Here is a 25,104-nt window from a genome sequence, read left to right as displayed (position 1 = left end):
TATTGTAATGGATTCTTGAATTGACTCAAAATGTTTAAACAGAAAGGGATTTTTATGGTTTCATTTTTGCTAATTATTAGCTTTTTACTTCATATCATATCAATCTATGCAATTTATATGTTAAATAAACAATTACAAAAAAAAGAAGATACAAATGAAATTGCACAATTATTTGAAGAGTATTTACAAGAGATAAAAAAGGAAAATGACCGTTTACAAAATGATCTAATAAGGTACACTCATAATAAGAGTGATAAACCGATTGAAGCAGTTGAGAAAGAAAAAAAGGTTGGTAATCTTGTAATTAACGATGCAGAAGATAAATGGCTGAAGAATGTTAATGAGGTAAATGATTCTGTAGAGTCTTCATTGGAAGGTAAAGTATTACAGTTGTATCACCAAGGTTTATCGATAGCCGATATAGCAAAAAAATTGGATTGTGGGATAACAGAGGCTGAACTTATTATTCGTTTTCACGATTAGAAAAAATGGCTTTCCCTAAGAATGCCTTCTACAGATGGTAAAGACTTTTATCCCAGCTCAAGCTTCTTGGGAACTGCCCGTAAAGATCCGATAAGTATGACTAATCATCAGTGGGGGATGAAGGGAACCCCCCATTGATGGAAGTCTTCTTTATACTTTCTAACGAAAAAAATAGGATTAGTCTTGATAACGCAGGAATGATATGGTATATTAATTTTTGGTGTAAATGCTCATGTTTTGTTGAAAAAATATTGAGTAAAAAAACACACGTTTAGTAATTCATATAAATGGTGCCACATCAACTGTGTGGTGTTTATGTGAAGATGATCTAAACGGAGGAAAAAAACCATTAGGAGGAAATTTATATGTCAGCAATATCTATGAAGCAATTATTAGAAGCTGGTGTACATTTCGGACATCAGACACGCCGTTGGAACCCGAAAATGAAAAAATACATTTTCACAGAACGTAACGGTATTTATATCATTGACCTACAAAAAACAGTTAAAAAGGTTGATGAAGCTTACAATTTCGTAAAAGATATCGCAGCAAATGGCGGTACAATTTTATTTGTTGGTACGAAAAAACAAGCTCAAGATTCTGTACGCGATGAAGCTATTCGCTCAGGAATGTTCTATGTTAACCATCGTTGGTTAGGTGGAACGCTTACTAACTTCCAAACAATCCGCAAACGTATTAACCGTTTGAAAGATATTGAGAAAATGGAAGAAGATGGTACATTTGAAGTACTACCTAAAAAAGAAGTTGTAAATTTATTAAAAGAAAAAGAACGTCTTGTTAAATTCCTAGGTGGAATTAAAGAGATGAAGAGTCTTCCAGACGCTCTATTTGTAATCGATCCTCGTAAAGAACGTATTGCAATCGCTGAAGCACATAAGTTAAACATTCCAATTATCGGAATTGTAGATACTAACTGTGATCCTGATGAAATTGATTATGTAATTCCAGCAAACGATGATGCAATCCGTGCTGTAAAACTATTAACTTCAAAAATGGCTGATGCTATCTTAGAAGTGAAACAAGGTGAAGTTACAGAGGAAGCAGAAGTAGCGGAAACTGTTGAAAAGGCAGAAGAAGCTGTAGCAAATCAAGAGTAATTTTAAAAGGTGAGGGTGATAAGAGGAATAAGAGCCTTTTATCACCTTTTTTAAAAAGGTTGTTCAAAAAGTCCGGTGAAAATGACACTTCGGCCTTTCTTAGGACGTTGCGCTCTTAGCTGGCCTCGGCCCTTTTCATCCACCTTTTTGAATATGCACTTAAAAGAAAAATTAATATAATTAATGGAGGAATAATCATGGCAATTACTGCGAAAATGGTTAAAGAATTACGTGAAAAAACTGGTGCTGGCATGATGGATTGTAAAAAAGCACTACAAGAAACAGATGGAGATATGGATAAAGCAATTGACTTTCTACGTGAAAAAGGGATTGCTAAAGCTGCTAAAAAGTCAGACCGTATTGCTGCTGAAGGGTTAACACATATTGAAGTGGAAAATAATACCGCAGTTCTTCTAGAAGTGAACTGTGAAACAGACTTCGTTACAAAAAACGATCAATTCAAAGATCTTTTATCTGAACTTGGTAAACATATAGTTAAAGAACAACCATCTAGTGTTGAAGAAGCACTTGGACAAAAACTTCATGGTGAAGGCGAAACTTTAGAAACTTTTATCAATACTGCAGTATCTAAAATTGGTGAGAAGATTACTCTAAGACGCTTCACTATCTTTACTAAATCAGATGATGATGTCTTTGGTGCATATCTACATATGGGTGGACGCATCGGTGTATTAACTGTTCTTGAAGGAACAAATGATGAACAAGTAGGGAAAGATATCGCTATGCACGTTGCGGCGGTTAGCCCTCGTTATGTATCACGTGATGATGTTAACGAAGAAGAAGTTAATCATGAACGCGAAGTATTAAAACAACAAGCATTAAATGAAGGAAAACCAGAAAACATTGTTGAAAAAATGGTAGAAGGACGCCTTGGCAAATTCTTCCAAGAAATTTGCTTGTTAGAACAAGATTTTGTTAAAGACCCAGATCAAAAAGTGAAGAAATATGTTGCTGACAAAGGTGCTACCGTTAAAGAATTTGTACGTTATGAAGTGGGCGAAGGTATTGAAAAACGTGAAGAAAACTTCGCTGAAGAAGTAATGAATCAAATGAAAAAATAATCAAAGTTAATGATTATCATCTAAAATAAAATAAAAATAGGGAACTTAGAAGTTCCCTATTTCACCATGTTTAATAAAAATAATAAATGTTTTCTTGGAGGTTATTATGACAACAGCACGATACCGAAGAATAGTATTAAAACTGAGTGGTGAAGCATTAAGTGGAGAACAGGGGTATGGAATAGATCCTAAAGTAATTCAATCTATTGCTAGCCAAGTCAAAGATGTGGTTGAATTAGGTGTAGAAGTAGTTGTTGTTGTTGGTGGTGGAAACATTTGGCGTGGAAAAGTAGGTAGTGAAATGGGAATGGATCGTGCTACTGCTGATTATATGGGAATGTTAGCTACAGTAATGAATTCACTTGCATTACAGGATGGATTAGAAACAATTGGAATTCCAACCCGCGTACAAACATCCATTGAAATGCGTCAAGTCGCTGAGCCATACATACGAAGAAAAGCAATTCGCCATCTCGAGAAAAAACGTGTTGTTATTTTTGCGGCAGGTACCGGAAATCCTTATTTTTCAACAGATACTACTGCAGCACTTAGAGCTGCAGAAGTTGAAGCAGAAGTTATTTTAATGGCAAAAAACAATGTTGATGGTGTATACACAGATGATCCTAAAATTAATAAGGATGCAAAGAAATATGACACACTTTCTTATTTAGAAATGTTAAATGAAGGCCTTGGGGTAATGGACTCTACAGCTTCTTCATTATGTATGGATAACGATATCCCATTAATTGTATTTTCTATTACGGAAGAAGGAAATATTAAAAAAGTTGTTCAAGGTGAAACAATCGGAACAATAATAAGGGGGAAATAAGTATGTCAGATACGATTATGAGCACAATGCGTGAAAAAATGAATCAAGCAGTTCAATCTTACTCAAAAAGCTTAGCTACAGTAAGAGCAGGGAGAGCAAACCCAAGTCTACTTGACAATGTTTTTGTTGATTATTATGGTGCCTCAACACCACTTAATCAGCTAGCAAATATATCGGCACCTGAAGCAAGAATGCTTGTTATTACTCCATATGATAAATCTGCACTATCCGATATTGAAAAAGCTATTCAAAAAGCTGATTTAGGTTTATCTCCATCAAATGATGGAAATATTATTCGAATTAGTATCCCGCCGTTAACGGAAGAACGTCGTAAGGACTTAGTGAAAGTAGTTGGAAAATACGCAGAAGAATACCGTATCCAAGTAAGAAATATACGTAGAGATACGAACGATCAATTGAAAAAGCTTGAAAAAAATGGTGAACTTACTGAAGACGAATTAAGAGGTCTACAAGATAATGTTCAAAAAGAAACAGATAATCAAATCAAACAAATAGATCAGCTTACTAAAGAAAAAGAAGATGAAATAATGGAAGTTTAATTTTTTCATTATGAATCTTTCATAACCTTGTAAAAAAGTGTAAAATAAATTAAAGCCCTCTTTTATAAGGGGGTTTTTGTATTCGAGTTGCTTTTGGTTAATACTATAGAAAGTTATAGCTACTATCCATTTACCCCACCTAAACGGGCAGTAAGACTCCCGCCTCAAGCTTCTGGGAAAACCAAGAAGGTAGGTGGAAGGTTAACTGCCCGTAAAGGTCCGATAAGTGCGACTAAGCATCAGTGGGGATGAAGGAACCCCCCTACTGATGGAAGTCTCCTTTATCATATTCTATATCCTAATGGTACGTAATATATTTCCTTTTTTCCTCATAACAATAGTAAAAGGGATGTATGCAATAACAATATTCGGAGGACTAACCATGTCTATGAGAATTCCTTTTTTAAAAAAGAAACAAAAAAATGAAAAACAGGATAAAATAGAAAATGTACCAAAACATGTTGCTATAATTATGGATGGGAATGGTCGTTGGGCTGAAAAAAAAGGTCTTCCGCGTGTTGCCGGTCATAAAGAAGGCGTACATGTAGTTAATAAAATAGTAAGGGCTGCATCAAATGCAAACGTAGAAGTTCTTACCTTATTTGCATTTTCTACTGAAAACTGGAAAAGACCAAAAAGCGAAGTTGATTTCTTAATGAAGCTTCCAAAAGAATTTTTACATGTATATTTACCTGAAATTATGGAGAATAACGTAAAAATTAACACAATTGGCGAAATAGAAGTGTTACCTAAGCATGCAAAAAATGCTTTTGAGTATGCAATGGAGAAAACAAAAAATAATGATGGCATGATATTAAATTTTGCATTAAATTATGGTGGCCGGTTTGAAATTCTTCAAGCAATCAAACATTTAGTAAATGATATGGAAACTTCTAAAATCTCAAGTGAAGCTTTAGACGAAAAAATATTTTCACGATACTTATACACAAATGATTTTCGTGATCCTGATTTATTAATTAGAACTAGTGGAGAAAAACGTTTGAGTAATTTCTTATTATGGCAGTGTGCATACACTGAACTTTGGTTTACTGATGTACTTTGGCCAGACTTTGATGAGCAAGTTTTCCACGAAGCGTTAAATGAATACCGACAGCGTCAAAGAAGATACGGTGGATTGTAGGATGGTGACTAATAGATGAAGCAACGAACAATTACAGCAATATTAGCACTAATAGTTTTTATCCCATTTATTATTATAGGTGGTTTCGCATTCGAACTTTTTGTTTATCTACTCGCTACAATTGCATTATTTGAACTAGTAAGGATGCGAAAAATGGGGGGATATATGGTTCCATCCATATTAGCAGTGCTACTATTATGGATCTTATTATTGCGTGACTCCCTCTTTTTGTTAACAGATTTTTCGAAATTTGAATGGATAACAATCATTATTTTACTATTACTTGCTTATACTGTATTAGTAAAGAATAAATTTACATTTGATCATGCAGGCTTTATTCTTTTGGCCACTTTCTATGTTGGAATTGGATTCTACTACTTGATTGAAACTAGGGACGGTTCTGGTATAGTTGGATTAAAAAATATTTTCTTTGCCTTTTTAATTGTTTGGTCTACAGATACTGGAGCTTATTTATTTGGACGAGCATTTGGTAAAAGAAAGTTATGGCCAACCATTAGCCCGAATAAGACTATTGAAGGTGCACTTGGAGGAATCGTACTTGCTATTGTGATTTCCGTTATTTTTCACCTAATAACACCATTTCCGCATTCATTACTTGCTGTTATTTTGGTAACCATTATCGCTTCCATTTTCGGTCAAATTGGGGATTTAGTTGAATCGGCCTTGAAACGAATTTATGGAGTGAAAGATTCCGGTAAAATTTTACCAGGACATGGTGGAATATTAGATCGTTTTGATAGTTTACTTTTTGTTATTCCTCTGTTACATATCATCCAATTTTTTTAAGGGCGAAAGATTCAACAAATTGCTTGTTTCATGGTTTAGGAAATTACAAAATTTGCTGCATGTGGATAATTATTCAGAATAGGCCACGTCCGGCTCCAGCGCCCAGCGACTAGCGAGACTTCCTTCACCTCCGTACGATAAGTCAACATCGACTCAAAGTATTAAAGGAAGGCCGACTAAGTGCGGCCTTTGCGGCCAACGTCGGCATACCCCTATGAAGGGGCATGTTTCCTTTATCTCCTACGGCTCAGTCCAGTCCGTACGTCGCTAAACGGGCGCTTGCGCCTTTGCTCTTTCTTAAACTTGAACAAACCTCTATAAACAGTTAAACTTATTTAGATAAAGATAAGTCATTTAGACTGGAAAAGGATGTGCTTTTTTTGACCACTGTTATTGCGTTTATCTTTATGTTTGGCTTACTTGTGTTTGTACATGAGTGGGGACATATGATTTTTGCTAAGCGTGCGGGAATGCTTGTTCGAGAATTTGCAATCGGTTTTGGTCCAAAAATATTTTCATTTACAAAAAATGAAACATTATATACAATCCGTTTGATTCCAGCAGGTGGATATGTACGTGTCGCTGGAGAAGATCCAGAAATTATTGAATTAAAACCAGGTCACCATATAGGACTTGAATTTAATGAGTCTGGTAAAGTTGACAAAATAATCGTTAACAATAAATCAAAGCACCCCAATGCGCGAGTTATTGAAGTTGAGCGTGTTGATCTAGATCATGAATTAATTATCGAAGGTTACGAAATGGACGAGGACGAGAGACTTGTATTTAAGGTTGATCGGAAGGCATTTTTTATCATGGATGAAAGAAAAACGCAGATTGCACCTTATGATCGCCAGTTTGCTTCAAAAAGTGCTGGCCAAAAAGCGATGCAATTATTTGCTGGTCCAATGATGAACTTTATACTTGCCATTATTCTTTTCTTAATCATCGGACTAGTTCATGGTGTTCCGGTAGATGAAGCCAAAATGGGTGAAATCCAGCCTAATACACCCGCGGAACAGGCGGGTTTAATGGCCAATGATGAAATTATTAAAATTGAAGATACCACGATTACTACATGGGAAGAGTTTACAACTATAGTTAGAGAAAATCCCGGTGAAGAACTATCTATGACTGTTCTTCGTAATGGAGAAGAAAAAACTCTTAATATTGTACCTAAAGAAGGGGAAGCCATAAATGAAAAAGGTGAAACTATCACGATAGGTCAAATAGGGGTTCGTCAAGCTTTTGAGAAATCCATGATTGGAACGGTTAAATATGGCTTTGAACAAACATATACCATTACTAAAATGGTATTAACCAATTTAGGTATGTTAATTACTGGTCAAGTTCCTTTAGAAATTCTCTCAGGCCCGGTAGGAATCTATGACGCTACAGATCAAGTTGTTCAAAGTGGATTTATCAGTTTAATTATGTGGACAGCTATGCTAAGTGTAAACCTAGGTATTGTTAACTTAGTTCCACTTCCAGCACTTGATGGTGGACGTTTATTATTTGTAGGAATTGAAAAACTTCGAGGGAAGCCTGTTCCACCGGAGAAAGAAGGAGTTTTCCACTTTATTGGATTTGCTCTCTTAATGTTACTAATGATTGTAGTAACCTGGAACGACATACAACGATTATTTCTTTAATAAATGGTGAACGGAACCCTTGTCTAGAATTTGGCAAGGGTTCCGCATAATTTACAAGCTATTTTGGAATAAATCACCAGTTTAAATTTGTACAACTTCTTACCAACACCTGTTTTTAGGGGGATAACAATGGATATATCCAAACAAGAAAAAATGAACTTATTATTAAAGCAAATACAGATAACTGATGAGCAAATGTTAAATTATTTTTCTAATAGTTATTTAGAGAAATTAGAAGTATATAAAAAGTCAAAAATATGGCATTTCTATGTTCATTTAAATCATATTTTGCCTCCTTATATATATCAAGTATTTATTGCAAAACTAAAACAAACATTTCAACCGATAGCTGAAGTCGAATTATCAATTAATACAGAAAACAAAACTTGTGATGAAAATATGGTTATTGGCTACTGGGAGTATTTCATTACATCTATAACGAATTTATCTCCTGCTTACAAAGACCTAGTCCAAAATCAAACGCCGACAGTAAACAATAATAAGATTATGTTAACTGCAAGGAATGATGCGGAAGCTCACGCATTAAAAAAACGATTAGATGATAGTTTCAAATCTTATTGTAAAAAAATAGGAATGGCCATGTATACAATTGAAATAGAAGTGAAAACAAATTTGGCCGACATTGAAAAATTTAAAGAGCAAAAAGCATTAGAAGATCAGCAGTTAGTGTTAAAAACCGTAAAAGAAAAAGAAAAGCGGGATAAAGAAAAGGGAAATCAAGAGGAATCTTTACCTTTAATGATTGGATATAAAATTCAAGATGACCCTATTCCAATGGAAAGTATTCTTGAAGAGGAGCGCAGGGTAGTTGTTCAAGGGTATATCTTTTCAACCGAAATACGTGAATTACGTTCTGGAAGAAGTCTTTTAATTGTTAAAACGACTGATTATACAGATTCTCTAACGATTAAAATGTTCTCTAAAGGGGACGAAGACGTAGATAAGTTTAAAACTGTAAAAGAAGGAATGTGGGTTAAAGCAAGAGGTAGTATTCAAACGGATATGTATACAAATGAGCTAGGGATGATGGCAAACGATATTCATGAAATTACGGTAGAACCCAGGAAGGATTTATCTGCTGAAGGAGAAAAACGTGTTGAACTCCATGCTCATACGACGATGAGTCAAATGGATGCTGTTGTTTCACCACAAGCATTAGTATCTCAAGCAGCTAAATGGGGTCATAAAGCAGTAGCTATAACAGACCATGCCGGTGTACAAGGATTCCCAGAAGCATTCGCTGCTGGGAAGAAAAATAATATAAAAGTGTTATATGGGGTAGAAGCTAATTTAGTTGATGATGGGGTTCCAATTGCGTATAACGAAAAAGATATCGATTTAGAATCAGCAACTTATGTAGTTTTTGACGTAGAAACAACAGGACTCTCAGCGGTCTATGACACTATTATAGAGCTTGCGGCGGTGAAAATAAAAGAAGGGGAAGTTATAGATCGTTTTGAAGCTTTTGCAAATCCACATCATCCATTATCCCAAACGACCATTGACCTGACAGGTATCACTGATGAAATGGTTCAAAATGCTCCCGATATTGATGAAGTATTGAAAGACTATTATGAATGGATGGGTGATGCCATTTTAGTTGCGCACAATGCTAGCTTCGATATGGGCTTCTTGAATCAAGGACTTAAAAAGATCGGATATGATGAAGCAGAAAACCCTGTTATAGATACATTAGAACTTGCTAGATTTCTATTACCGGAATTAAAAAATCACCGGTTAAACACGATTAGTAAACATTTAGATGTTGAATTAACACAGCATCACCGAGCAATTTATGATGCTGAAGCAACAGGCTACATTCTTTGGAAACTAGTTAAAAAATTACTTAATAAAGAGATTGTTAATCATAATCAGTTAAATAACCATATGGGTGAAGGAAATGCTTATCAACGTTCAAGGCCATTTCACTGCACGATTTTAGCTAAAAATGAGTTAGGGTTAAAAAATCTTTATAAATTAGTTTCATTCGCTCACATTGATTATTTCTATCGTGTTCCTAGAATACCTAGATCTGTGTTACAAAAATATCGGGAAGGCCTTTTAATTGGAACTGCATGTGATAAAGGGGAAGTCTTTGAAACCATGATGCAGAAATCAGAAGAAGAGGCAGAAAATGTTGCTAAGTTTTATGATTATATAGAAGTTCAACCACCTACGAATTATATTCATCTAATTGAAAAAGAATTAGTACAAAACGAGGCACAAATTCTCGATATTATATCGAAGTTAGTAAAATTAGGAGAACGAATGGAAAAACCTGTTGTTGCAACAGGGAATGTTCATTATATGGATGAGCATGATAAAATATATAGACAAATTTTAATTAAAGCCCAAGCGGGAAATCCCCTTAATAGGCAAACACTGCCAGATACTCCTTTCCGTACAACCGTCGAAATGTTAGATTGTTTTCGATTTTTAGGGGAGGAAAAAGCGAAAGAAATCGTTATAACAAATACGAACGCGATTGCGGACCTTATTGAAGAAATTTCTCCTATAAAAGAAGGTTTATTTACACCAACTATTCAAGGAGCGGAAGAAGAAATAAGAGAACTTTCCTATGGGCGTGCAAAGAAAATATACGGCGATCCGGTTCCAAAAATTGTTAGTGATCGATTAGAAAAAGAATTGGATAGTATTATTGGTAACGGATTTGCTGTTATTTATTTGATTTCTCAAAAGCTAGTTAAAAAATCCTTGGAAGATGGATATTTAGTAGGTTCCCGTGGGTCTGTAGGTTCTTCTTTCGTAGCAACTATGACTGAAATTACTGAAGTTAATCCACTTCCTCCACATTATGTTTGTTTGGAATGTCATTACAATGAATTTATTAATGATGGAACCGTTGGTAGTGGTTTTGACCTACCGGATAAAGCTTGCCCAAACTGTGGACGTTCATTAACAAAAGATGGACAAGATATTCCGTTTGAGACATTTTTAGGTTTCAAAGGGGATAAAGTTCCAGATATTGATTTGAACTTCTCAGGTGATTACCAGCCAAGGGCGCATAACTATACAAAAGAATTATTTGGTGTAGATTATGTTTATCGTGCGGGGACAATAGGAACGGTGGCAGAAAAAACCGCCTATGGATATGTGAAAGGTTATGCTTCAGATAATAATATTGTTTATAAGAATACGGAAGTCGATCGTCTCGTAAAAGGCTGTACGGGTGTAAAACGAACAACTGGACAGCATCCAGGTGGGATTATCGTAGTTCCTGATGATAAAGAGATTTATGATTTTACGCCTATTCAATATCCGGCAGATGACCGAAATAGTGAATGGAGAACGACACACTTTGATTTCCATTCCATTCATGATAACTTATTGAAATTAGATATACTAGGACACGATGATCCGACCGTTATCAGAATGCTGCAGGACCTAAGTGGAATTGATCCGAAAACAATCCCGACTGATGATAAGGAAGTAATGAAAATATTCTCGGGTACAGAATCATTAGGGGTTACTCCTGAACAGATTAATTGTAAAACTGGTACACTAGGTGTTCCCGAATTTGGTACAAAATTTGTTCGACAAATGCTTGAAGATACGAAACCATCTACTTTCTCAGAACTATTAATTATATCTGGTTTATCCCATGGTACAGACGTGTGGTTAGGTAATGCGCAAGATTTAATTAATGAAGGTATTTGTGAACTATCTGACGTAATAGGATGTCGTGATGACATCATGGTTTATTTAATGCACAAAGGGTTAGAGCCTTCTTTAGCGTTTAAAATTATGGAATTTGTTCGTAAAGGGAAAGGTTTGCAGGATGATTGGATTGTTGAAATGAAAAAACATAATGTGCCGGATTGGTATATTGATTCTTGTAAAAAGATAAAATATATGTTCCCGAAAGCCCATGCGGCAGCTTATGTTTTAATGGCGATTCGAATTGCCTATTTTAAAGTACACCATCCGATTTTATTTTATGCTGCTTATTTTACGGTTAGAGCAGATGATTTTGATTTAGAAACGATGGCCAAAGGATCAACTGCTATTAAAAGTAGAATTGATGAAATTGCTGCAAAGGGCAATGACGCATCACCGAAAGAGAAAAACTTAATGACAGTACTGGAAGTGGCGCTTGAAATGTGTGAAAGAGGATTATCCTTTAAGAAGGTAGATTTGTATAAATCTAGTGCTACAGACTTTTTAGTAGAAGGGGATAGTTTAATTCCTCCATTTAATGCGGTTGACGGTTTAGGAACCAATGCAGCAATTAATATCGTTAAAGCAAGAGAAGAGGGAGAATTTCTTTCTAAAGAAGACCTTAGGGAAAGGAGTAAAATCTCTAAAACGGTTTTGGAATATCTTGATAATCAAGGATGTTTAGAAGGTATGGCAGAAAAAAACCAATTATCCTTATTCTAAAGATATTTACAGTTGGTGTAAAAGTACCAAAAAATGTAAGGAAATGCTAATTCTTGCATGAATGTTATTTTTATGATATATTTTTATTGGTAAGTAATGATACGAAATGTTAAAAGAGTGGGCGAATGCTCACTCTTTCTTCATACCCATTCCACATGAACTCGATTCCCCCTTGCCAAGCACTTTTGGGCAGGGGTTTTATATTGAATAGATAGTATTCGGGTGAATCGTTCATAATAAGAAATAAACAGTTCAGCGTAAAGGAGGATTACGATGAGTTCAAAGGTCATTCAAACAACAGAAGAATTAGTATTGCCAATTCTCCGTAATAAGGGTTTAGAATTAGTTGATATAGAATACGTCAAAGAGGGAAAGAATTGGTTCCTTCGCATATATGTTGATAAACCTGGTGGGGTAGACATTACTGAATGTGGAGAAGTATCTGAACAATTAAGTGAGAAATTGGATGAAGTAGATCCTATAAAAGATCCTTATTTCTTAGAAGTTTCTTCTCCAGGTGTAGAAAGACCATTAAAGAAGAAAGAGGACTTTGAGAACAACATTAATCAAAATATAAATGTTAAACTTTATGAACAGATTGATGGAGAGAAAGAATATGAAGGCACCTTAAAAGCTTTCACTAATGATATTTTAACCATTGAGTACAAAGTAAAGACAAGAAAAAAACAGGTAGAAATACCATATAAAAAAGTTGCTAAAGCTAGGCTTGCAGTAGTTTTTTAAAGGGGGATTAGTAAAGTGAGCAGTCAATTGTTTGACGCATTGAATAGTTTGTCCGAGGAAAAAGGAATTGATAAAGAAATTCTGTTAGAAGCACTAGAAGCTGCTCTTATTTCTGCATATAAGAAAAATTTCAAATCCGCTTCCAATGTGAGAGTCGAACTAAATGAAAATACAGGAAAAATGGCCGTTTTCTCTAGGAAAACAGTTGTAGAAGAGGTTGAAGACCCACAACAAGAAGTTTCATTAGAGGTTGCCAGAGAAATCGATCCTAATCATGAAATGGACGATATTATCGAAGTTGAAGTTACTCCAAAAGATTTTGGCAGAATCGCGGCACAGGCAGCAAAACAAGTTGTTACACAAAGAGTAAGAGAAGCAGAACGTGGTGTCATCTTTTCTGAATTTGTCGATCGTGAAGAGGATGTTATGACAGGTATTATACAAAGAAAAGATTCACGCTTTATTTATGTGAATTTGGGTAAGATTGAAGCTAAATTGGCTGAAACGGAACAGATACCTAACGAGGAATATAATATTCACGATCGGATAAAAGTGTTTGTGACAAAAGTTGAAAATACAAGTAAAGGTCCACAAATTTTTATTTCTAGATCTCATCCCGGGCTATTAAAAAGGTTATTTGAGATGGAAGTGCCCGAAATATACGATGGAACGGTTGAAATTAAGTCTGTAGCTAGAGAAGCAGGAGACAGATCGAAAATATCAGTTCATGCACAAGATCCGGAAGTAGATCCTGTAGGGTCATGTGTAGGTCAAAAAGGGCAACGTGTTCAAGCAATCGTTGACGAATTAAAAGGTGAAAAGATTGATATTGTGCAATGGTCAGAAGATCCTAAGGTGTATGTATCAAATGCATTAAGTCCTTCCAAAGTGATAGAAGTGTTAGTTGACGAAGAGGAAAAAGCCACGACAGTGATTGTTCCCGATTATCAATTGTCACTAGCTATAGGGAAACGTGGCCAAAACGCAAGGCTTGCAGCTAAATTAACCGGTTGGAAAATCGATATTAAGAGTGAATCAGAGGCTAGAGAAGAAGGTATTTTGTCGGAAGTAGAAGACGCTTATTCCAACGATGATGAAGATTTGTTTGAATAAGGAGGGGACACTCGGTGAAAAAAAGAAAAATACCAGAAAGAAAATGTGTTGTAACTAATGAAATGAAGCCAAAGAAGGAACTCATTCGTGTCGTTCGAAATAAAGATGGGGAAGTTTTTGTGGATCCTACAGGGAAAAAGAATGGCCGAGGAGCTTACTTAACAAAGGATTTAGATGTGATTATAGAGGCAGAAAAATCAAATGTTTTAAACAGACACTTAAACGCAGAAGTAGATTCATCTGTGTTTGTAGAACTTAAAAAAATGGTAAAGAGCAATGAAAAGTAATTATTTAAACATACTTGGGCTAGCATATCGTGCAAGGAAATTATCAATAGGTGAGGAAACAATTATTAAAGATATTCAAAGCAATCGGGCAAAGTTAGTTTTACTTGCAAATGATATCGGTCCCCAAACGAGGAAAAAAATAACAGATAAATGTAAATTTTACAAGGTACCATATGAATTGGTGGATAATCGAGAAACATTATCCAATGCAATTGGAAAATCCCAAAGAGTAGCAATTGCAATTTTAGATAAAGGTTTTGCCAATAAAATTAAATCGTTGCTCGGGTAATTAATTTCGGGGGTGAACGTATGAGCAAAATTCGTGTATATGAATATGCTAAACAAAATAATACAACTAGTAAGGATGTTATCAATTATCTAAAAGAGTTAAATGTGGACGTAACGAACCATATGTCTACTATTTCGCTAGATACTGTGACACAATTGGATAAGAAATTTGGATCGAAACAAAATCAAGGGAAACAACAAAAGGAAGCTCCTAAGCAAAAATCTGAAGGAATGAATTCAGGAAATAAAAAACAATCTGATCATAATAAGTCAGACAAACAAAAAGCAAAAAATCATCATAATAATAAGCCTAAAAATAAGAATTTTAAAGGTCCTAAGAAGGGGAATAAGAACAATAAGCCAGCAAATTATCAGGAACCTGTCAAAAAGGAAACTCCTGAAAAAATTACTTATAGTGACACGTTAACTGTAAGTGATTTAGCTGATAAGCTTAATAAAGAACCAGCGGAAATCATTAAAAAATTAATGTTTTTAGGTGTAATGGCGACTAAAAATCAAGATTTAGATGATGATGCAGTAGAACTTATTTGTAGTGAATTTAATGTTGAAGCTGAAAAGGTAGTTATTTTAGAAGATACAGATCTTGATAAATACATCATGGAAGATAAAGAAGAAGATTTAATGGAAAGGCCTCCTGTTGTTACAATTATGGGACATGTTGACCACGGAAAAACAACAACACTAGATTCCATACGAAATACAAAAGTGACCGCTGGAGAAGCTGGGGGTATTACACAACATATTGGTGCATACCAAGTAGAGTTCGGTGGTAAAAAGATAACATTTTTAGATACACCTGGCCACGCCGCCTTTACTAGCATGCGTTCAAGAGGTGCACAGGTTACGGATATCGCTATTTTGGTTGTGGCTGCAGATGATGGTGTCATGCCACAAACGGTAGAAGCAATTAATCATGCCAAGGCGGCCGAAGTACCAATTATTGTTGCAGTTAATAAAATGGATAAGGAATCAGCAAACCCTGATCGTGTTATGCAAGAATTAACAGAGTATGAATTAATACCTGAAGACTGGGGCGGTAGTACGATATTTGTTAATATCTCCGCGTTGAAGAATGAGGGTATCGATGATTTGTTAGAGATGGTTCTTTTAGTATCGGAAGTTGAAGAATTAAAGGCTAATCCGAAAGCTAATGCTACAGGAACGGTAATCGAAGCGGAGCTAGATAAAGGTCGTGGAAGTGTTGCAACTTTACTTGTTCAAAATGGTACCCTCCATGTTGGAGATTCACTAGTTGTAGGAAATACTTTTGGTAGAGTTCGTGCCATGATTAACGATACTGGTAAACGTGTAGAAATGGCTGGTCCTTCTATGCCGGTAGAAATTACAGGTTTACAAGATGTACCACAAGCTGGGGACAGATTCGTAGTATTTGATGATGAGAAAAAATCTCGTCAAATTGGAGAAGCGCGTCAACAGGAAGCTATAGCAGCTAACCGTAATGAACAGACTAAAGTTAGTCTAGATGACTTGTTTGAACAAATCAAACAAGGTGAAATGAAAGAATTGAATATCATTATAAAAGCTGACGTTCAGGGTTCTGCAGAAGCACTTTCTTCTTCACTACAAAAAATTGATGTAGAAGGTGTTAAAATTAATATAATCCATACGGGTGTTGGTGCTATTACGGAATCCGATATCATTCTAGCTTCAGCATCGAATGCGATTGTCATTGGTTTTAATGTTCGCCCTGACGCGAACGCAAAAGGCTCAGCGGAAAGAGAAAAAGTGGATGTTCGTTTGCATCGCGTCATTTACAAAGCAATCGAAGAAATTGAATCTGCTATGAAAGGTTTACTCGATCCAGAATTTGAAGAGAAAATAATTGGCCAAGTAGAAGTCCGAGAAACATATAAGGTTTCAAAAGTTGGAACAATTGCGGGATGTTACGTGACAGATGGTAAAGTTACTAGGGATGCAGGTGTTCGAATTATTCGTGATGGAGTTGTCCTATATGAAGGTGAAATTGATACATTAAGACGATTCAAAGATGATGTTAAAGAAGTTGCAAAAAATTATGAATGTGGAATAACAGTCACCAATTTTAACGATATTAAGGTTGGGGATACTATGGAAGCATTTGTAATGGAGGAAATTGAACGTACATGATTTTATATGCGGAAGTCGAATGTATCATGTACGACGGACATTCACTGAAACATAAACGGTCAATTATTAAAAAAATAATTGCTAAACTAAAAAAAGATTTTAATGTTGCTGTTACGGAATTAGATTATCATGATCTGTGGCAGCGCACTAAATTGGGAATAGTAACTATTTCAACAAGTTTGACAAACGCGGAACAAATCATTCAAGAGGTGCTACGTGTAATTGACACGTTTCCGGAGTTGGAACGAACAATTACGAATGTAGAAAGAGTTTAAGTATGTGTTCAAAAGGAGGGCAAAAGGACCGGGGCGGATATAGTCGCAACTTTCTGGGGCTCCGATGATTAGCCTCACAGTAAAGATTTGTTGCAACTCCGACTTCGCTATTGCCAACGAACTTCTTTAAAGGAAGGCCGACTAAAGAAGAACTTTGCGTCCAACTTACGCCCCCCTTTTTAGTGGCATGTCATTTTTACCTGACTTTTGGAACAATCTCTTTTAAGTCACTTCTTTAATAATGGGTTTTTCACGAGGTGAATTTAATGGCTGAATTACGAGCAAATCGTATTGCGGAACAAATGAAAAAAGAATTAGGTGAAATTCTTACAAGGAAAATTAAAGATCCAAGAGTAGGTTTTGTTACAGTGACCGATGTAGAAGTAACTGGAGATCTTCAGCAAGCAAAAGTATATATATCTGTTTTAGGGGACGAAAAACAAAAAAAAGATACTTTACTAGGACTTGCTAAGGCCAAAGGATTTATTCGTTCTGAAATCGGTAAACGAATTCGATTAAGAAAAACACCGGAAATTTCTTTTGAATTCGATGAAGCATACGCCTATGGTAATCATATTGAAAAATTATTACGTGATTTAAATAAATAGTAGATTTTTAACTATTGGAAATCTGACTCGGGAAATGAGTCAGATTTTTCCATAGGAAGATCAAAAGCGAAAGCGCCAGTTTAGCGACGTACGGACTGGACTGAGCCGTAGGAGATAAAGGAAACATGCCCCTTCATAGGGGTATGCCGACGTTGGCCGCAAAGGCCGCACTTAGTCGGCCTTCCTTTAATACTTTGAGTCGATGTTGACTTTCACCACAAGGGTATAAGTGCGACTAAGCCTCTGGTTTCATCCATCGGCAAGTCTTCTTTATCGTGTCATGAGGTGAAGGAAGTCTCGCTAGTCGCTGGGTGCTGGAGCTGGACGTGGCCTTCCTTATGACAAGATTTAATAAGATAAATTTTAATTTTTACCCAATAACAAAACCTTTGATATTCAACATGAATGGAGTTGATGACGTGGATGGTATCTTATCATTATGGAAACCGCGAGGAATGACATCACATGATTGTGTCATGAGATGTAGAAAACTTTTTAAAACAAAAAAAGTAGGACATACTGGGACTTTGGATCCGGAGGTGGATGGGGTTTTACCCATATGTATTGGTAACGCTACAAAAATTGTGCCTTTTTTAACCGATACAAAGAAAACATACATAGCTGAAGTAAAGTTAGGAATAGCCACGGATACAGAAGATGCCCAAGGAACAGTACTGGAAGAAATGGAAGTATCCGAATCACCAAGTACAGAAAGCGTTCGTAATGTCTTGCTTTCATTTCAAGGTTCTATTACACAAGTTCCTCCAATGTATTCAGCAGTTAAGGTAAACGGAAAAAAGCTATACGAATATGCAAGAGAAAACAAGACGGTGGAACGACCTAAGAGAAAGATCACCATATTTGATATTGAATTATTAGACAAGAAGCATGACTCTTTTAAAATAAAAGTAATTTGTTCAAAAGGTACATATATCCGTACTTTATGTGTTGATATAGGTAAGAAATTAGGATACCCTGCACATATGTCAGATTTAACTAGAATAAAAATGGGATCTTTTTCAGAGAAAAATTCAGTTGATTTTGCTATTATAGAAGAAGCAGTAATGAAAAATGAAGAAAGTAATCTACTATTTCCAATAGTAAAGGGATTAGATCACCTAGACACACTTTATGTGGATGAAACGTTGGAGAATAAAGTGAAAAATGGACAAAAACTTCCGATTCCGGAAGTCCTACCAAAGACCAATCCTTTTATGGTAATACATAAGAATAAATTACTCGCAATCTATCAAATACACCCTGAAAACAAAAATCAAATTAAACCCATCCGTGTTTTTAATGGGTAATAAGTGCAGGTGAAGAATATGAATATCTATGAATTGAGTTTTCCCCATTCTTTAATAAAGGATGATATTCCAGATACAGTATCTGCGATTGGCTTTTTTGATGGTATACATAGGGGACATCAAAAAGTAATAAATGAAGCAATCAGGCGAGCAGAAGAAAATAATATGGAAAGCGCTGTTATAACGTTTCATCCACATCCTTTAGTTGTTTTAAAAGGTGAACATCATGTTAACTATATAACACCATTGAAAGAAAAAATTGAAATTATGAAAGGGTTAGGTGTGGATCGATTATATATTATCGATTTTAATAAGGAGTTTTCCAAGTTATCACCACAAGAGTTTGTCGATCAGTTTATTATTGGTTTAAATATTAAACATCTTGTAGCAGGATTTGATTATACTTTTGGTCATAAGGGTAAAGGGAATATGGAGAATATTGCGGAATATACGCGGGATAAATTTTCCTATACTACTGTGGAAAAAGTTTCTTTAGATCATGAAAAAGTGAGTTCTACTAGAATTAGAAAACTGTTAAGAGAAGGAAATATTGAAGAGGCTAATGAATTACTTACTCGTCCTTTTAAATTAAGAGGGATTGTAATTAGGGGAGATCAACGTGGTAGGGAAATTGGCTTTCCTACAGCGAATTTACAAGTTGATAAGCAAGCATTGTTGCCTAAACCGGGCATTTATGCTGTAAAGGTGCTATATAAGAATGAAACCTATTTTGGCATGGCTAGTATAGGCACAAACCCAACGTTTACAGCTGAAAGGGAAGATTTGTCTATAGAAGTTAATATTTTAGATTATAATAATAATTTATACGGTCAAGAATTAACAGTAGAATGGTACAAATATATGCGGGAGGAAGAGAAATTCGATAGTGTAGAAACGTTAATAGAACAAATCAAATTGGATGAGGTTAATATTCGACGTTTTTTCTCTATTTAATGATTTTTTCCTTGCAATTTTTAATGAAAGACGTTATGCTTAAGAACGTGAACCATCCCTTGGCAAATCGTAACTCCGACGTTTGCTAGGAGATTGGGGATATGAAATAAATATTTAGGAGGTGCCCAAATGGCAATTACACAAGCTCGTAAAAATGAGATCATCAATGAATACAAAGTTCATGAAACTGATACAGGATCTCCAGAAGTGCAAATCGCTGTACTAACTGAAGAAATTAACACGTTAAACGAACATTTACGTATTCATAAAAAAGATCACCATTCACGTCGTGGTTTACTTAAAATGGTTGGTAAACGTCGTAATTTATTAAACTACCTAAGAAATAAAGACGTTACTCGTTACCGTGAATTAATTAAAAGACTCGGTTTACGTCGATAATGAATTTACAGAAGCAGGAGCAATCCTGCTTCTTCTATTATCCACGACTTTTTTAGCAAGTAGGAAAGTATAAAATCTTTCCCGTTTGCATAAGTGCAACTAAGGCGTCGACCAAAAGCTTGTCGAACGCCAAGTTTTCTAACATTTACATAATATAAACAGAACCTGTAAACGCCTATTATTTAATAATGCGTTCAAAAAGGAAGATAAAAGGACCAAAGTCGGCCAAGAGTGCAACGTCCTGGGGCTCCGATTACTCGCCCCCACTGTAAAAACACTTGTTGCAACACCGACACTATTACGAACTAGAAACGTCGAAGTGTTATTTTCATCAGACTTTTTTGAACAACCTTTAATAGGGGATAAAATTTACATTTATGTTTATAAACTATAAAATGAAGGTAGAATGAGCAATGAAAGGAGTACTATATGAAATGACAGATGAAAAATATGTTTTCTCCACTGAAATTTCGGGTAAAAAATTTACCGTTGAAGTAGGAGAACTGGCGAAACAAGCAAATGGAGCTTGTATGGTTCATTATGGCGATACTTCCGTATTAGCTGTTGCTACAGCATCAAGTGAACCAAAGGATTTACCGTTCTTTCCATTAACGGTTAACTATGAGGAACGTTTATATGCAGTCGGTAAAATTCCAGGTGGTTTTATCAAACGTGAAGGAAGACCGAGTGAAAAGGCAATTCTTGCTTCTAGACTAATTGATCGTCCAATCCGCCCTATGTTTCCTGATGGTTTTAGGAACGAGGTACAGGTAATAAGTACGGTTATGAGTGTTGATCAAGATTGTTCATCAGAGATTGCAGCTATGTTAGGGTCATCTATTGCATTATGTGTTTCCGATATCCCGTTTGAACAGCCAATCGCTGGTGTCCATGTTGGACGTGTCGATGGTGAATTCATTATTAACCCAACAGTGGAACAAGATGCGAAGAGCGATATAGATTTAACAGTTGCGGGAACAAAAGATGCGATTAATATGGTAGAAGCTGGTGCAGATGAAGTACCAGAAGAAGTAATGCTAGATGCTATTATGTTTGGTCATGAAGAAATCAAACGATTAGTTGCATTTCAAGAAGAAATTATTCAAGCAATTGGTACAGAAAAATTTGAGGTTAAATTATTTGATACCGATGAAGAACTAAGTGCTAAAGTAGAGGCAGATGCAAAGGAAAGCCTATTACAAGCAATTCAGGTAAAAGAAAAACATGCTCGAGAAGAAGCAATAAAACAGGTTAAAGATAGTATTCTTGAGGGTTATGATGAAGATGAACCTGAAATTTACAATCAAGTTAAAACAATTCTAGATAAATTAGTTAAGGCTGAAGTTAGACGCCTAATTACGGTTGAAAAAGTTCGACCAGACGGAAGAATGATTGATGAAATTCGTCCACTTTCTTCACGTGTTGGTGTTTTACCTAGAACGCATGGTTCTGGATTGTTTACACGTGGGCAAACACAAGCGCTAAGTGTATGTACTCTTGGGGCTTTAGGTGATGTTCAAATATTAGATGGGTTGGATTTAGAAGAATCCAAACGCTTTATGCATCATTATAATTTCCCGCAATACAGTGTAGGGGAAGTAGGACCAATTCGTGGACCAGGTCGTCGTGAAATTGGACATGGTGCATTAGGTGAAAGAGCATTGGAGAAAGTAGTCCCTTCTGAAAAAGAATTTCCTTATACGATTCGTTTAGTATCGGAAGTACTTGAATCTAATGGTTCTACATCACAAGCAAGTATTTGTGCAAGTACATTAGCGATGATGGATGCAGGTGTACCAATCAAATCACCGGTTGCAGGTATTGCTATGGGGCTCGTGAAATCAGGTGAGGATTATACGATTCTTACTGATATTCAAGGGATGGAAGACGCACTTGGAGATATGGATTTTAAAGTAGCGGGAACAAAAGATGGTGTAACTGCATTACAAATGGATATTAAGATTGACGGATTGTCCAAAGAAATCTTGGAAGAAGCTTTAACTCAAGCTAAAAAGGGTAGAATGCAGATTCTAGAATCTATGCTCGCCACCATTAATCAACCAAGAGAAGGACTTTCTCGATATGCACCTAAAATTCTTACTATGTCTATCAATCCGGATAAAATTCGTACGGTTATAGGTCCTAGCGGAAAACAAATCAATGAAATCATTGATGAAACAGGTGTTAAGATTGATATTGAGCAAGATGGAAATATCTTTATTTCCTCTACTGATCCTGAAATGAATGAAAAAGCAAAGAAAATTATAGAAGATTTAGTTCGAGAAGTTGAGGTTGGACAAATTTATTTAGGAACTGTAAGACGAATTGAGAAATTTGGTGCGTTTGTTGAACTATTCAAAGGAAAAGATGGATTGGTTCATATATCCGAACTTGCAGAAGAAAGAACGAATAAGGTAGAGGATGCAGTGTCCGTTGGTGATAAAATATTAGTAAAAGTAAAAGAAATTGATCGTCAAGGCAGAATTAATCTTTCCAGGAAAGCAGTTTTAAAAGAAGAAAGGGAAAGAAAAGAAAAGGCGAATCAATAATAGTAAGAGAAAGAAGCTGTATGAGCAGTTTCTTTTTTTATGCTTTAAATATCATCTTGGTAACTTAATCATACCTTGTCCCCCTTATGCATACATTTGTATAAGAAGGAGGGCAAGGATGATGTACCGATACCGAAAATACATAAATTTATGTCTATTCATTATTATAGTGGCATTATCTTACAACAGCATTAATAATCCAATTGAAATAAATGAAGAGGTGACAACAACTCTCTCTCATGCAATAAAAAAAGAAGATTCCTTATATATGGAAATTGAAGAAAAAAGCAAAGAATTTGAGCAACCACCAGTTGATGCATATATAGATGACGTGTGGAAAAAGACCCCAGGTAGAAACGGGATTAAGGTGAATATAGATAAATCATATGAAAAAATGAAGGATAAAGGTGTCTTCGATGAATCACTTTTGGTTTATAAAGAAATTCCTCCTAAAGTTAAATTGGCAGATTTACAAGCATCTCCAATTTATAGAGGCCATCCTGAGAAAAAAATGGTCTCATTTTTGATAAATGTTTCATGGGGAACGGAATATATTCCAGATATTTTAAAAACGTTAAATGATCATAAAGTGAAAGCAACCTTTTTTATTGAAGGAAAGTGGGCAAAAGAAAACCCTGAATTGGTTAAAATGATTGATGAGCAAGGACATATCATTGGTAATCATGCCTATAATCATCCAGATATGGCCACACTGTCTAATCAGAAAATAGTGGAGCAAATTACACAAACAAATGAAATCTTAACAGCAATCACAGATAAAACACCAAAATGGTTCGCCCCACCAAGTGGAAGTTTTAATGATCAAGTTGTACAAAGTGCCTTTAATTTAAAAATGGAAACAATACTATGGACAGTAGATACGATTGATTGGAAGAATCCTTCTGTAAATGTTATGATTAACCGAGTAAATAGTAAAATTCATCCAGGGGCAACCATTTTGATGCATCCGACATCTGTAATCGCAAATGGACTAGATGATTTAATTAAAGTGATTAAAGAGAAAGAGTATCGTATAGGTACTATTGAGAAATTATTAAGTGAAGAAAGGTAATCAAAACGCATTAGGAGGACGAACTTTGATACAAAGACATACATGTGGAAATGGATTAAGAATTGTTCTAGAAAATATACCCTCTGTACGTTCTGTGACAATTGGAATATGGGTATTAACTGGTTCGAGAAATGAAACAAAGATGAATAATGGCATCTCACATTTCTTGGAACATATGTTTTTTAAAGGAACGGATACAAGATCTGCGCAAGAAATAGCAGAAGCTTTTGACTCTATAGGCGGTCAAATCAATGCCTTTACTTCTAAAGAATATACTTGTTTTTATGCGAAGGTTTTAGATACACATAAGGATTACGCATTAGAAATATTAGCGGATATGTTCTTCAATTCTTCATTTGATGAGGAAGAAATGGAAAGGGAAAAGAAAGTAGTTTATGAAGAAATAAAAATGTATGAGGATACTCCTGATGATATCGTACATGATTTATTAGCTCGAGCGTCATTTGGAGACCATCCATTAGGATATCCTATTCTTGGTACAGAGGAGCATTTAAAATCTTTTTCACCTGAAGATTTACGAAATTACGTAGAACAACGATATACACCTGATAATGTCGTAATTTCTGTAGCTGGTAATGTGGATGAAAGCTTTATTAACAATATAGCTTCTTATTTTGGTAAATTTGAACGTAATGTAGGTAAAGAATCGCTTGAAACACCAACTTTTTTAGCTAATCGGATTGAAAGAAATAAAGATACGGAGCAGGCACATTTATGCTTAGGATTTAATGGATTAAAATTAGGTGATGAAAATACGTACAGCTTAGTTGTCATGAATAATGTTCTTGGTGGTAGTATGAGTTCTAGGCTATTCCAAGATGTTAGGGAAAAACAAGGTCTTGCTTATTCTGTCTTCTCTTACCATTCAACCTATTTAGATAATGGACTTCTAACCATTTATGCAGGTACTGGAAAAGAACAGCTACCATTACTGCAAGATACAATTAATAATACGTTAGAGTTATTAATTAAAGATGGTTTAACTGATAAAGAGTTAAGAAATAGTAAAGAGCAACTAAAAGGAAGCTTAATGTTAAGTTTAGAAAGTACCAATAGCAAAATGAGTAGAAATGGAAGAAATGAATTATTACTTAGAAGACATAGAAGTTTAGACGACATGATTAAAGAAATTGATGCAGTAAGTCATGAATCTATAAGAAAAGTGATTGATTATACGTTTCGTAATTCTCAATCAGTCGCATTAATTGCACCGGAAATTTCATAGAAAACGAAGGCATTCGCTAT

The 25,104-nt window shown here is 35.3% G+C and carries 22 protein-coding genes; all 22 read left to right on the top strand.

What is annotated here, in order from left to right; all coding sequences use genetic code 11:
• The first annotated feature begins 54 nt into the window (after positions 1-54).
• The 22 genes from KM885_RS04605 (at position 55) to KM885_RS04500 (ending at position 25,084) form a co-directional block, all read left to right on the top strand.
• Complete coding sequence (locus tag KM885_RS04605) at positions 55-483, top strand: DUF6115 domain-containing protein (protein WP_216883617.1); 429 nt, start codon at positions 55-57, stop codon at positions 481-483.
• 365 nt (positions 484-848) lie between these two features.
• A complete protein-coding gene (rpsB, locus tag KM885_RS04600) occupies positions 849-1,601 on the top strand; it encodes a 30S ribosomal protein S2 (RefSeq protein WP_047186071.1) in 753 nt (250 codons plus the stop codon).
• A gap of 197 nt (positions 1,602-1,798) precedes the next feature.
• On the top strand, positions 1,799-2,683 hold the full coding sequence (gene tsf, locus KM885_RS04595) for a translation elongation factor Ts (protein WP_060667964.1): 885 nt from the start codon (positions 1,799-1,801) through the stop codon (positions 2,681-2,683).
• A gap of 106 nt (positions 2,684-2,789) precedes the next feature.
• Positions 2,790-3,512 (top strand): UMP kinase, encoded by a 723-nt coding sequence (gene pyrH / locus KM885_RS04590; RefSeq protein ID WP_216883616.1) that lies wholly within the window; start codon positions 2,790-2,792, stop codon positions 3,510-3,512.
• Between the two features lie 2 nt (positions 3,513-3,514).
• The gene (frr, locus tag KM885_RS04585) at positions 3,515-4,072 is read left to right on the top strand and encodes a ribosome recycling factor (RefSeq protein ID WP_216883615.1); all 558 of its coding nucleotides are present in this window, start codon (positions 3,515-3,517) and stop codon (positions 4,070-4,072) included.
• A gap of 382 nt (positions 4,073-4,454) precedes the next feature.
• On the top strand, positions 4,455-5,213 hold the full coding sequence (locus KM885_RS04580; RefSeq protein WP_216883614.1) for an isoprenyl transferase: 759 nt from the start codon (positions 4,455-4,457) through the stop codon (positions 5,211-5,213).
• A 15-nt stretch (positions 5,214-5,228) separates the two neighbouring features.
• Complete coding sequence (locus KM885_RS04575) at positions 5,229-6,020, top strand: phosphatidate cytidylyltransferase (RefSeq protein WP_216883613.1); 792 nt, start codon at positions 5,229-5,231, stop codon at positions 6,018-6,020.
• Positions 6,021-6,400: 380 nt separating this feature from the next.
• Positions 6,401-7,672, top strand: coding sequence for an RIP metalloprotease RseP (gene rseP, locus KM885_RS04570; protein WP_216883612.1), 1,272 nt, complete (start codon positions 6,401-6,403; stop codon positions 7,670-7,672).
• 129 nt (positions 7,673-7,801) lie between these two features.
• Positions 7,802-12,094: a PolC-type DNA polymerase III gene (locus KM885_RS04565; protein WP_216883611.1), complete on the top strand. Its 4,293-nt coding sequence runs from the start codon at positions 7,802-7,804 to the stop codon at positions 12,092-12,094.
• Between the two features lie 273 nt (positions 12,095-12,367).
• Complete coding sequence (gene rimP / locus KM885_RS04560) at positions 12,368-12,838, top strand: ribosome maturation factor RimP (protein ID WP_216883610.1); 471 nt, start codon at positions 12,368-12,370, stop codon at positions 12,836-12,838.
• Between the two features lie 15 nt (positions 12,839-12,853).
• Positions 12,854-13,951 carry a transcription termination factor NusA gene (nusA, locus tag KM885_RS04555; RefSeq protein ID WP_216883609.1) on the top strand — a complete coding sequence of 366 codons (1,098 nt, stop codon included), beginning with the start codon at positions 12,854-12,856 and terminating at the stop codon, positions 13,949-13,951.
• 14 nt (positions 13,952-13,965) lie between these two features.
• Entirely contained in the window at positions 13,966-14,238 is a 273-nt protein-coding gene (rnpM, locus tag KM885_RS04550; protein ID WP_225344082.1) for an RNase P modulator RnpM, read from the top strand.
• On the top strand, positions 14,228-14,527 hold the full coding sequence (locus KM885_RS04545; RefSeq protein ID WP_060667961.1) for a YlxQ family RNA-binding protein: 300 nt from the start codon (positions 14,228-14,230) through the stop codon (positions 14,525-14,527). Before rnpM ends, KM885_RS04545 begins: the two co-directional genes overlap by 11 nt.
• A 20-nt stretch (positions 14,528-14,547) precedes the next feature.
• Positions 14,548-16,674, top strand: a complete 2,127-nt coding sequence (gene infB, locus KM885_RS04540) for a translation initiation factor IF-2 (protein WP_145523454.1) — start codon at positions 14,548-14,550, stop codon at positions 16,672-16,674.
• Positions 16,671-16,949 carry a DUF503 family protein gene (locus KM885_RS04535; RefSeq protein ID WP_047186083.1) on the top strand — a complete coding sequence of 93 codons (279 nt, stop codon included), beginning with the start codon at positions 16,671-16,673 and terminating at the stop codon, positions 16,947-16,949. Before infB ends, KM885_RS04535 begins: the two co-directional genes overlap by 4 nt.
• A gap of 266 nt (positions 16,950-17,215) precedes the next feature.
• Positions 17,216-17,557: a 30S ribosome-binding factor RbfA gene (gene rbfA, locus KM885_RS04530; RefSeq protein ID WP_047186084.1), complete on the top strand. Its 342-nt coding sequence runs from the start codon at positions 17,216-17,218 to the stop codon at positions 17,555-17,557.
• A 419-nt stretch (positions 17,558-17,976) separates the two neighbouring features.
• A complete protein-coding gene (gene truB, locus KM885_RS04525; RefSeq protein WP_216883608.1) occupies positions 17,977-18,864 on the top strand; it encodes a tRNA pseudouridine(55) synthase TruB in 888 nt (295 codons plus the stop codon).
• 18 nt (positions 18,865-18,882) lie between these two features.
• Positions 18,883-19,818 carry a bifunctional riboflavin kinase/FAD synthetase gene (locus tag KM885_RS04520; protein ID WP_060667959.1) on the top strand — a complete coding sequence of 312 codons (936 nt, stop codon included), beginning with the start codon at positions 18,883-18,885 and terminating at the stop codon, positions 19,816-19,818.
• Between the two features lie 129 nt (positions 19,819-19,947).
• Positions 19,948-20,217: a 30S ribosomal protein S15 gene (gene rpsO / locus KM885_RS04515; protein ID WP_047186087.1), complete on the top strand. Its 270-nt coding sequence runs from the start codon at positions 19,948-19,950 to the stop codon at positions 20,215-20,217.
• Positions 20,218-20,651: 434 nt separating this feature from the next.
• Complete coding sequence (gene pnp, locus KM885_RS04510; RefSeq protein WP_216883607.1) at positions 20,652-22,766, top strand: polyribonucleotide nucleotidyltransferase; 2,115 nt, start codon at positions 20,652-20,654, stop codon at positions 22,764-22,766.
• 121 nt (positions 22,767-22,887) lie between these two features.
• Positions 22,888-23,838 (top strand): polysaccharide deacetylase family protein, encoded by a 951-nt coding sequence (locus KM885_RS04505; RefSeq protein ID WP_216883642.1) that lies wholly within the window; start codon positions 22,888-22,890, stop codon positions 23,836-23,838.
• 25 nt (positions 23,839-23,863) lie between these two features.
• Complete coding sequence (locus KM885_RS04500) at positions 23,864-25,084, top strand: M16 family metallopeptidase (RefSeq protein WP_216883606.1); 1,221 nt, start codon at positions 23,864-23,866, stop codon at positions 25,082-25,084.
• The last annotated feature ends 20 nt before the right edge of the window (positions 25,085-25,104 follow it).

The organism is Oceanobacillus caeni (assembly GCF_019037185.1).
Taxonomy (GTDB): Bacteria; Bacillota; Bacilli; order Bacillales; family Amphibacillaceae; genus Oceanobacillus; species Oceanobacillus caeni.
Note: the sequence above shows the minus strand (reverse complement) of the source record. Positions and strands in the feature narration are given on the sequence as shown.